This is a genomic window from Rhodoblastus sp. (assembly GCF_041915505.1).
In the GTDB taxonomy this organism is placed as follows: Bacteria; Pseudomonadota; Alphaproteobacteria; order Rhizobiales; family Beijerinckiaceae; genus Rhodoblastus.
Genome location: NZ_JAYSBG010000115.1, coordinates 1 through 9,903, shown reverse-complemented (window position 1 = coordinate 9,903; position 9,903 = coordinate 1). Strand labels below are relative to the sequence as shown.

Sequence of the window (9,903 nt, the reverse complement as noted above, 5' to 3'; positions counted from 1 at the left end):
GGGAACCGGCGCCGGCGGGGCGGCCGGAGCAGCCGCAGCCGCGGCCGGCGCGGCGTCTTGCGCATAAGCCGCGACGGCGCACAGCGCCAGCCCGGCCGCTGCGAGACCGAGCGCCTTTAGCCCGGTTCGGCGGGAGGGAATGGAAAACATCTATAACTCCTGACTGAGAGGGGGAAAAATCAGAGCGCGTCGCTGTCGCGTTCGCCGGTGCGGATGCGGATCGCCTGCTCCAGCGGGCTGACGAAAATCTTGCCGTCGCCGATCTGGCCCGTGCGCGCCGCCGTCGAAATCGTCTCGATCGTCTTCGCAACAAGCTCGGCCGGAACCGCGACCTCAATCTTCAGCTTCGGCAGAAAGCTCACCGCATATTCCGCCCCGCGATAAATCTCCGTATGGCCCTTCTGCCGGCCATAGCCCTTCACTTCCGTCACCGTCAGGCCGTGGACCCCAACGCCCGTCAACGCGTCGCGAACCTCGTCCAGCTTGAACGGCTTGATAATAGCCATCACGATTTTCATCTGTTTTTCCCTGTTTTTCTCGCGACTGTGAAAAGAAGTTCGCGTTTGAGGCGGGCTTGCCGGGCCGCAAGGCCGCTTGGCGGAGGCGCCGTAACAAGGAACGTGCCAGAACATTGGCTACTGTAAGCCATTGATTAAGCAAGAAGCTTTCGGCCCGTCCAACGGAGTCGGTCTGAAGCTTCAGTAATGGCCTAAAAAATAGGCGCCTGCGGGCGAGCGCCCGGCTCTAACGCCTCATTTTTATTCAAAGCTGAGCGAAATTGACCGTCGGAATCGGCTTGAGGCGAATGAGGCCTTCCTGCGCGACCGAGGCGATCAGCGCGCCATTGCGCGAATAAAGGGCGCCTCGGCTGAAACCCAACGCGCCCGACGCGCTCGGGCTGTCCTGCACATAAAGCATCCAATCGTCGGCGCGGAACGGCCGATGCAGCCAGAGCGCATGATCGAGGCTGGCCGCCTGGATCTCCGGATGAAACACGGAGCGGCCATGGGCGATCAGCGAGGTGTCGAGCAGGGTCATGTCCGAAAGATAGGCCAGCGCCGCGCGATGGATCGCGGGATCGTCCGGGAGCGCCGCCGAGGTCCGCACCCAGACCTTTTGCACCGGATCGGCCTTGTCGCCGCGCGCGACATAGCGGCCGGGATCGACCGGGCGCATTTCGATCGGCCGCTCGCGCTCGAAATAACGGCGGACCGGCTCGGGCATATAGGCGCCGAAACGCGCGAGAAATTCGCTCTCGTCCGGCAGATCGTCCGGCGGCGGCGCGTCGGGCGGCGTGAAAGCGTGCTGCAGATTGTCTGGTTCGGCCTGATGAAAGGAAGCCGCCAGCGTGAAAATCACCTTGCCGTGCTGAATGGCCGTGCAGCGCCGGGTCGCGAAACTGCGGCCGTCGCGCAGCCGCTCGACCTGATAGACGATCGGCACGGCCGGATCGCCGCCGAGCAGAAAATAGCCGTGCAGGGAATGGGCAGGGGTCTCCCCGACCGTGCGCTGCGTCGCGACCAAAGCCTGCGCGATGACCAGCCCGCCGAACACCCGCTGCCAGCCGACCTGCGGACTGCGGCCGCGAAACAGATTTTCCTCGATCTTCTCCAGATCGAGAATATTCAGCAGGTCGGTGATGGCCTTGGACATCGGGCAGCTCGCGGTCCCATAAAAACAACGCCGCGACGCGGGGCCGCAGCGGAATGGTTCACAGTGGAACGCTTTTCCCCGAGGGCGTCAAGCGACCGACGGGGCCTTATGGATGGAGGGACTCGCCATGCAGCGCGAGATCGAGTCCGAGCCGCTCATCATCGGGCGCGACCCGCAGCCCCACGACCGCATCCACGATTTTCAGGCTGACGAGGGTGCCGACGACGCACCAGACGGCGACGATGACCACCCCCGCGGCCTGGACGGCCAATTGATGCGCGTTGCCCTCGATAAGACCGGAAACGCCGGGCTGGCCGTCCGCGGCGCTGATCGCGGCGGTCGCGAAGACGCCCGCCAGCAGCGTGCCGAGCACGCCGCCGACGCCGTGGACGCCGAAGACGTCCAGGGTGTCATCATAGCCCAACCGCGCCTTCAATTCCGTGGATGTCCAGAAGCAGATGCCGCCGGCGAGCGCCCCGATAACGGCCCCATGCCACGGCAGGACGAAGCCGGAGGCCGGCGTGATCGTGCCCAGGCCGGCCACGGCGCCCGAAATCAGGCCAAGCAGCGAGGGCTTGCCGCGATGCAGCCATTCGAGCCCCGACCAGACCAGGGCGCCGGCGCAGGCTGAAAAATGAGTGGCGGCGATCGCATAGACGGCGCGACTGCCGACGCCGAGGGCCGAACCGCCGTTGAAGCCGAACCAGCCCACCCACAGAAGGCCCAGTCCGACGAAGGCCATGGACAGATCGAACGGCGCCAGATTCTCCCGACCATAGCCGGTCCGCATCCCAAGCGTCAGCGCCGCGACAAGACCCGCGACGCCGGCGTTGATGTGGACCACAGTGCCGCCAGCGAAATCGATCAGGCCCCAATCGGCCAGGAAGCCGCCGCCCGACACCCAATGGGCGCTGGGGACATAGACGATGAAAAGCCACAGGACGCAGAACAGGCAGAAAGCGGAAAACTTCAACCGATCCGCCGTCGCGCCGCCGATCAGCGCGCAGGTGATGACCGCGAAGGTCATCTCATAGGCGCAATACAGCATTTCCGGGATCGTTTTCGCAAAGCCGCTGACCGACTGAAGCCCGATATCCGCGAGCAGGACGGCCGACCAATCCCCGATCAGCGCGCCATTGCCGCGAAAGGCGAGGCTGTAGCCGAGCACGAGCCATAACAGCGAGACGATCGCCGTCGCGGCGAGACTCTGCGCCATGGTCGCCAGAACATTCTTCTTGCGCACCATGCCGGCGTAAAACAAGGCGAGACCGGGAAGGGTCATCAGCAGAACCAGCGCCGTGGAGAACGTCATGAACGCGGTATCGGCCGCATCGATCCGGGCGTCGGCGGCGAAGGCGGCGACGGGCGCAAGACAGGCGAGCGCCGCCAGTCCTGCGACGGAAAGAAATCGTTTCATAGGGAAAGGCCTGGGAAGGAACGAAAAAGCGAGCGTGAAAAATCGGCGCGTCAAAGCGCGTCGTCGTCGGCCTCGCCGGTGCGGATGCGCCACGCCCGCTCGATCGGGCTGACGAAGATCTTGCCGTCGCCGATATGGCCGGTGTTGGTCGCCGCCCTGATGGCGTCGACCGCGGCGGCAACCTGCTCGTCGCGCATGACGATTTCGATCCGCAATTTGGGGAGGAAACTCACGACATATTCAGCGCCGCGATAGATCTCGGTATGGCCCTTCTGGCGGCCATAGCCCTTGGCCTCGGTGACGGTCATTCCGTCAATGCGCAGGGCGGCCAGCTTTTCGCGGACGTCGTCGAGTTTGAAGGGCTTGATGATCGCGGTGACAATTTTCATGATTGGGCCCGAGAACGGAGTCGAACGAACGCCGTCCTCTGTGCCATTGTTGAGCAAAATGCACAAGATATCGACAGAGCTAATTCTTCGATCATTGACCGAAGGAAATTCTGCTTAATTAGCGCGCATTTCCTGCGCTTGCGCCGCTCATTCGTCGATCCGACGCGCCTCTTCGGGCAGCATGATCGGAATGCCGTCGCGAATCGGATAAGCGAGATGGGCCGCTAGCGACACGAGCTCGTTGCGCTCGCGATCGTAGCGCAGCGTCGTCTTGGTCAGGGGACAGACCAGGATTTCCAGCAGGCGCGGATCGACGCCGGCGGCCTCGGCCGCCGATTGCGGGGCGAAAGCGTCATCTTGCGGCGCGGCGGTCGAATCACTCATGGCGTCATCCTATTGTAGCGGCTTGCCCGCCTTGGTCGCGCGCGACAAGGCGATCTCGCCCAAAGCGAGCAGCAGATCGGCGCGCGAAGCCAGATCCGGCGCCTCGAGCAGCGCCTGTTTCTCGGCGTGATCGAACGGGCCGATCATCGAGAACACCGAAATCATATCCACGTCAGGCATGGATTCCACATCCTTGCGCGCGATTTCCAGCCGCAGCGCCTGGGCGAGATCGAAGGCCACCGCGTTCAGATCGGCGCGCCGCCCCGGCGACACGCTTTCCTCCTCCGCGGCGAAATCATCCGCGAAGCCGCCGAAATCCACCCGCGCCAGCCGATAGGGCTTGTCTGAGGCGATTTCCGACAGGATGCGAAAACGCGCCACGCCGCTCAGCACCACGAAATAGCGCCCGTCGCCGGTTTCCGACATTTGCGTGATTCGCCCCGCCGCGCCCACCGGACGCAAAGCCGGGCTTTGGCCGGGCGCCGCGTCGATTCCGGCCAGCGGCTGCACCATGCCGACGATCCGTTCCGCGCGCATGGCGTCGTCGAACATGGCGAGATAGCGCGGCTCGAAAATATTCAGCGGCAATTGCCCGCCAGGCAGCAGGATCGCGCCAGTCAAGGGAAAGAGCGGAATGGTGTCGGGCAAGTCCGACGCGCGGAGATAGGGCTTGTTCATCGCCATGGCGCAACTCGTTACGAAAACAGGAACGACGACAGCTTTCTGCGGGCCGCGCGCGTCGTGGGATCGAGCGGTCCCCAGCTTTCGAACAATTGCAGCAGCAATTTCCGCGCCGCCTCTTCGTTCCACGCCCGGTCGCGCTTGATGATATTCAGCAATTCTTCCGCCGCGGCGTCGCGGCGGCCGGCGGCATTGAGCGCCACAGCCAGATCATAGCGCGCCTGATGGTCGGTCGGGGCATTTTCGACCCGGGCCAGCAGATAAGCCAGATCGCCGACCGCGCCGGCCTGTTCCTGCAAGGCGAGCGCGGCGCGCGCCGCCGCGACCGCCGGGGCGTTGGCCTGCTGCGGCGGAATGGCGTCGAGCAGCGCCTTCGCCTCGTCGAGCGCGCCGCGTCCGATCGCGATCCGGGCGAGACCGGCCAGCGCGCCGGCGTGATTCGGCTCCGCGCCGAGCACGCGCGCGAAAACCGCCTCGGCTGCATCGGACTCGCCCGAATCGAGCAGCGCCTGCCCTTCCGCGAACAAGGCCTCGACATCTTCGCCCGCCGGCCCGGCCCAACGCTCGATAAAGGTCTTGATCTCGCTTTCCGGCAGGGCCCCCATGAAGCCGTCGACCATCTGGCCGTCCTTGAAGGCGACCACGGCGGGAATCGACTGGATGCCGAGCTTGCCGGCGATCTGGGGATGTTCGTCGATGTTCATCTTGGCGAGCCGCACGCGTCCGCGCGCGGCGGCGACGACCTTTTCGAGCACGGGCGTCAATTGCTTGCACGGCCCGCACCAGGGCGCCCAGAAATCGATCAGCACCAGACGGCGGAGCGATTCCTCCATCACCTCATCGCGGAAGCTCTGCAAGGTCACGTCGACGATATCGGCGCCGGCGGCGTTCGGGGACGTTTGGGGCTTTGGTTCCGCTTGCTGCATCGCGTTCCATCCGTCTTTCCGTCGCGGCTTTGGCGCCGGCTCCCGCGTAAAATGGCGAGTTGACGTCGCTTTCGCAACCGCTCGCGCGCTCGTGCGAAGGAAAAGCCGGCTTTTTCGACGCGATGACAAATTCACGAAAAAGATCGCCGTCGCCCTGTTGCAATGTCGCGGGCTTTGCGGCATATAGCCCCCACGACGCGGCTGCGTCGTCCCACGGATGCGGGTGTAGCTCAGGGGTAGAGCACAACCTTGCCAAGGTTGGGGTCGAGGGTTCGAATCCCTTCGCCCGCTCCAAAATTTCTAGAAAAACCAAAGGTTTGGCACGGCGGCTTTTTAGCTGCCGCCTTTGTTTTTGCGTCAAGATACCACCGAGATACCACGGGCAAGAACGGCCGCATCGCAGGCCTGCGCATAATTTTCGCCTTCAGCGCCCGCGCCATCTCCGTTCCAGTCAGAAATGTAAGGGCCGCAGTGTCCTGTTGGTGAGATAGAGACGAGTGGCGTTTGCGGGATCTGAGGGGAAAAATTTCCCCTGCGGCCGAGGCGGACGTCTCGGCCGAGCCCTTCTGCGGGGAGTCCAGCAATTCCCCCTGAGAGTGAGAGGGCGGAAGGGATTTCCGTGACGGGTGGAGTGCCGAGAGAGAGGCTTTCGGCGCCCGTCATGGAGATTTTCCCCATGAACATGCAGGTTCCCGATGCGCGCCGCGATCTCAGCGGCGGCTACAAGGTGGATGTCACGCGCGGCGAGCGCGTCGGCCGGGTTTCGTCGGAATGGTTTTCCCGACCCGACGATGAGCGGTTCCTGTCACTCGGGGAACTAGCTCGATCCGTGCGCGATCGATCCGATCGGAGCCGGACCCGCGTGGTGGAAACTGCGCTGATCCATGTCGAAGCGAGCCGCACCGATCCCGAGCGACTATCGCTGATCCTTCCCGGCGCCGAGGCGCCCGTGGCTCCGACGCACTGGAGTTTCGGCCAGTTGGCGAGCCAGGTCGGGGCGCCCGCCGCCTATCTGCGTCAGCTTCCGGCGGCCCTCGCCGGCATCAATCTGCAACATGGCCTCACCTCCCATCGAGCCGAGCAGATCAAGACGCTGGAAACCGATGACGGCCGCGTGGAATTGCGCGCCGTCACCGGCCCTGACTATGGGCGCATCTACGATCACGAGCTGGTCGAGGCCGTGCAGCGCATCGCCGGCAATGGCACAGGCGATACGCGCTGGAAGGTGCCGGGTGTGCTCGACTGGTCGACGGGCATCTACAATCCGCGCGTTGATATCTCAAAGGACACGACGACGCTCTATGCCAGCGATCGTGACGTGTTCGTGTTCCTCGTCGACGATCTCAACCCCATCGAGGCAGGACGTCTGCCGGACGGCTCGCCCGATCTGTTCTTCCGAGGCTTCTATGCCTGGAACTCGGAGGTCGGCGCCAAAACCCTTGGCATGGCGAGCTTCTATCTCCGCGCAGTCTGCCAAAATCGAAACCTGTGGGGCGTGGAGGATTTCGAGGAAATCAGCTTCCGGCACAGCAAATATGCCGCCTCGCGCTTCGCCCATAAGGCGGCACCGGCGCTGCTGAATTTCGCGAACTCGTCGCCCATGCCCTTCATCAACGGCATCAAGGCGGCGCGCGAGCGGATCGTGGCACGCACGGATGAGGATCGCAGCGATTTCCTGCGCAGACGCGGTTTCTCGAAAGCCGAGACCGGAAAGATCATTGACGCCGTGCTGACCGAGGAAGGTCGGCCGCCCGAGAGCATCTTCGATTTCGTGCAGGGCATCACGGCCGTCGCGCGCGACAAGCCGCATCAGGACGCCCGCCTCGACATGGAGGCCAAGGCGAAGAAACTGCTCGATTGCGCCGCCTGATCCTACCAAAGCCGGAGATGCGGTTTTCCGTGTCTCCGGCTTTGCGTTTCAGTGCCCTTCCGCTTTTCCGTTTCCGTGGCGCTCCCTCGTAGAGTAGGGATGAAGCGCCTTGCCCCGTTGCCAGGGCAGGTTTCTTCATCCCTCTCCCCGAACCGGACGTGCAAGTTTCCCGGCATCCGGCTCTCCATGCGTGGCGATCGCCACGGGTGGCCCTCACAAATAGGCGAGGGTGTTGATCGCCTCCCAGTGTTTCGTGGCTCCCATCAGGAAGCGCTCATCTTGGGCGGCATTCCATCCGTTCGGTATTCGTATGCCCCGGTCGGGGAAACGTTGCTGGCGGGCCTCGGCGAAGAGAGCAATTTCCCTTTTGCCTTGACGCCACCTCTTGCGTTTCCCGCACCTGGATTGCGCATATTGGCGGAACAATTCCGCCCACGGCGTTTTGTCGTGTTTTCTGCGCAACCAGAGCGCAATACGCTGATCCAGCCACCAGTCGAGTTTGGCGAACTCCTTCCATGCCCGAGAGGCATAGCGATAGTAGTTTCGCCATCCGACGATGACCGGGTTGAGCTTGTCGATGAGATCGGCGAGGGTCCTGCCAGTTGACGTTTTTCTCACCGTGGCCTTGATCTTGTCGCGTAGAAGTTGCAGCTTCCCCTTTGGGATGAAGAGGTTGCCGACGTGTCGGCCCGTTGTGGGCGACTTCTTCTGTACGACCTGATATCCAAGGAAGTCGAAGCCTTCCCGAACATCAGTGATCCTGGTCTTTTCCATCGACAATTCCATGCGCAAATCCTCCTTGAGGAAGTGCGCCAGCGACTGCCGCTCGCCTTCTGCATTCTCGTGGGTTCCCTGGACGAGGACGACGAAGTCGTCCGCGTAGCGCACCACGTAGAAAGTCGGCCGGCCATGTTCGCGATCCCGACTATGGCGGTTGCTCACCTTGGCCGCGCTCTCTCGTGGGCCTGTAACCCAGCGTTTGTATCGCTCGTCGACGGCCGTCAGATAAATGTTGGCCAACAACGGCGAGATGACGCCCCCTTGCGGGGCACCCGTCACCGAATGCCGAAGGCTGCCCTCGATCATGATGTCGGCTTTCAAAAAGGCGAGTACGAGCCGTAGGACCTTCCGATCCTTGATGCGGCGACGTACACGCTCCATCAGCACATGGTGATCGATGGCGTCGAAACAGCCCTTGATGTCGCCCTCGATCACATAGCGGGTCCAGGATGGACCAGTGGATGAAGGGTGCAGGCGTGTTTGAATCCGCGCCAATGCATCATGGGTGCTTCGACCGGGCCGGAAGCCATAGGAGATGGGATAGAAATCCGCCTCGAATATGGGCTCCAGCACCATTTTGAGCGCCATTTGGACCAGTCGATCCTTAAGCGTGGGGATGCCCAATGGCCTGAACTTTCCCGGTTTGCCCGGCTTCGGAATCAACCTCTGCCGAACGGGTTGGGGCCGGTAGGTTCCGTGTCGCAGGTCTTGCCGGATTTCCTCCAGAAATTCCGCGACGCCATTGGAGCGCTTTTGGATCATTTCCCGCGTCACGCCGTCCGTGCCTGGCGTGGTGCTTCCCGCGTTGCGGGCCAGCTTTCGCCAAGCATGAGTGAGCGTTCTGCGGTCACAAACGATATTGAACAGATCCGCGAACACCTTGTCGGGATTCGCGGTACTCCACCGATACAGCTTGCGCTGCATGTCGAGAATGAACCCGGCATTCACCGCGTCGGACATAAGGTCCTTCTCCTGCTTGCAAATTGCATCCACTGCCCGCCTTCGCCCATTCTCATCGAATGTTGGTGTGGACGGCTTTCCCGTCCTCGGACTACTACGCGGGCTCCGTCCCCGCCGCGCATGATCGCCGGTCAATTCGGCCATCCGCTCTTCCTCCCAAAGGGAGAGAGAGCGGAAATGCGGGCGGGTTCCCAAGTTCCACCGCCGTCCCTTGTCCGTTGTAGGAGCCGACTGTACCCCGTGTGGATTCCGGCCATCGAGCCTTGCAGGCTTTCTCGGCGGCTGACATCGGAAATGTTCCGATGCCCCTGGCGCGCACCTCTGAACAACGCGCCGGCGCTCCACAGGTCTTGCGACCATTTCACCCACTTCCGAGTTGGTGAAATCCCTCTTGACGGGGCGTCTTCCATCGGTTCGGTTGCCCTCTCCATGACGGACTCGCTGGCCGGGCCGCCTCGGGATCGGAAGTCCCCTCGCGCCCGGCTTTAACGGGTTCTGCTGATTTACGGCTCGCCGGAAGCACCCGGCTTACCTCACCCGTTTGCTTCTCGCCCCACGCTGCACCGTGTGGCGGTCGGGGACTTGCACCCCGCTGGACTGTTCGGTAGTTTTGACCAGACTGTTTATCCTCCTTTGTTTTCAGTCGGTTGTGTACTTGGCGCACCAAGAGTGAGAGGGCGGCGCTTCGCTTCGTGACGGATTTCAAGTCCAGAGAGAGGCTCTTGGGCAGTCCGTCGCGGAGTAAAGACCATGGCAACCGCCATTCAGAAGATTACCCTGTCGTCATCGCGCGACATCCCCTTCAACAAGCTGGTGCTCAGCCAAGCGAACGTCCGGCGCGTC

General features: G+C 62.9%; 9 protein-coding genes and 1 tRNA gene. 2 read left to right on the top strand and 8 right to left on the bottom strand.

What is annotated here, in order from left to right; all coding sequences use genetic code 11:
- Positions 1-179 precede the first annotated feature (179 nt).
- From ACE3S9_RS09230 to trxA, 7 genes are all read right to left on the bottom strand, one after another.
- Positions 180-518, bottom strand: a complete 339-nt coding sequence (locus tag ACE3S9_RS09230) for a P-II family nitrogen regulator (protein ID WP_374546157.1) — start codon at positions 516-518, stop codon at positions 180-182.
- A gap of 244 nt (positions 519-762) precedes the next feature.
- Positions 763-1,653: an acyl-CoA thioesterase II gene (gene tesB / locus ACE3S9_RS09225; protein ID WP_374546156.1), complete on the bottom strand. Its 891-nt coding sequence runs from the start codon at positions 1,651-1,653 to the stop codon at positions 763-765.
- 106 nt (positions 1,654-1,759) lie between these two features.
- The gene (locus ACE3S9_RS09220; protein WP_374546155.1) at positions 1,760-3,070 is read right to left on the bottom strand and encodes an ammonium transporter; all 1,311 of its coding nucleotides are present in this window, start codon (positions 3,068-3,070) and stop codon (positions 1,760-1,762) included.
- A 50-nt stretch (positions 3,071-3,120) separates the two neighbouring features.
- Positions 3,121-3,459: a P-II family nitrogen regulator gene (locus ACE3S9_RS09215; RefSeq protein WP_374546154.1), complete on the bottom strand. Its 339-nt coding sequence runs from the start codon at positions 3,457-3,459 to the stop codon at positions 3,121-3,123.
- A gap of 147 nt (positions 3,460-3,606) precedes the next feature.
- Positions 3,607-3,843, bottom strand: a complete 237-nt coding sequence (locus tag ACE3S9_RS09210; RefSeq protein ID WP_374546153.1) for a Trm112 family protein — start codon at positions 3,841-3,843, stop codon at positions 3,607-3,609.
- A gap of 9 nt (positions 3,844-3,852) precedes the next feature.
- Positions 3,853-4,527: an LON peptidase substrate-binding domain-containing protein gene (locus ACE3S9_RS09205; RefSeq protein ID WP_374546152.1), complete on the bottom strand. Its 675-nt coding sequence runs from the start codon at positions 4,525-4,527 to the stop codon at positions 3,853-3,855.
- An 11-nt stretch (positions 4,528-4,538) separates the two neighbouring features.
- Positions 4,539-5,450, bottom strand: a complete 912-nt coding sequence (gene trxA, locus ACE3S9_RS09200) for a thioredoxin (protein WP_374546151.1) — start codon at positions 5,448-5,450, stop codon at positions 4,539-4,541.
- Between the two features lie 219 nt (positions 5,451-5,669).
- Here trxA and ACE3S9_RS09195 point away from each other — a divergent pair.
- Both ACE3S9_RS09195 and ACE3S9_RS09190 read left to right on the top strand, forming a co-directional pair.
- Positions 5,670-5,744 (top strand) — tRNA-Gly (locus ACE3S9_RS09195).
- Between the two features lie 382 nt (positions 5,745-6,126).
- Positions 6,127-7,320 (top strand): DUF932 domain-containing protein, encoded by a 1,194-nt coding sequence (locus tag ACE3S9_RS09190; RefSeq protein ID WP_374546158.1) that lies wholly within the window; start codon positions 6,127-6,129, stop codon positions 7,318-7,320.
- Positions 7,321-7,533: 213 nt separating this feature from the next.
- On the opposite strand, the gene ltrA is transcribed toward ACE3S9_RS09190, so the two are convergent.
- Positions 7,534-9,060 carry a group II intron reverse transcriptase/maturase gene (gene ltrA, locus ACE3S9_RS09185; RefSeq protein WP_374546150.1) on the bottom strand — a complete coding sequence of 509 codons (1,527 nt, stop codon included), beginning with the start codon at positions 9,058-9,060 and terminating at the stop codon, positions 7,534-7,536.
- Positions 9,061-9,903 lie beyond the last annotated feature (843 nt).

Excerpts from the sequence above, each read along its gene's own strand:
- tesB (WP_374546156.1), bottom strand. The coding sequence starts at position 1,653 with ATGTCCAAGGCCATCACCGACCTGCTGAATATTCTCGATCTGGAGAAG.
- ACE3S9_RS09190 (WP_374546158.1), top strand. The coding sequence starts at position 6,127 with ATGAACATGCAGGTTCCCGATGCGCGCCGCGATCTCAGCGGCGGCTAC.
- ACE3S9_RS09220 (WP_374546155.1), bottom strand. The coding sequence starts at position 3,070 with ATGAAACGATTTCTTTCCGTCGCAGGACTGGCGGCGCTCGCCTGTCTT.
- ACE3S9_RS09205 (WP_374546152.1), bottom strand. The coding sequence starts at position 4,527 with ATGGCGATGAACAAGCCCTATCTCCGCGCGTCGGACTTGCCCGACACC.
- ACE3S9_RS09230 (WP_374546157.1), bottom strand. The coding sequence starts at position 518 with ATGAAAATCGTGATGGCTATTATCAAGCCGTTCAAGCTGGACGAGGTT.
- ltrA (WP_374546150.1), bottom strand. The coding sequence starts at position 9,060 with ATGTCCGACGCGGTGAATGCCGGGTTCATTCTCGACATGCAGCGCAAG.
- ACE3S9_RS09215 (WP_374546154.1), bottom strand. The coding sequence starts at position 3,459 with ATGAAAATTGTCACCGCGATCATCAAGCCCTTCAAACTCGACGACGTC.
- trxA (WP_374546151.1), bottom strand. The coding sequence starts at position 5,450 with ATGCAGCAAGCGGAACCAAAGCCCCAAACGTCCCCGAACGCCGCCGGC.
- ACE3S9_RS09210 (WP_374546153.1), bottom strand. The coding sequence starts at position 3,843 with ATGAGTGATTCGACCGCCGCGCCGCAAGATGACGCTTTCGCCCCGCAA.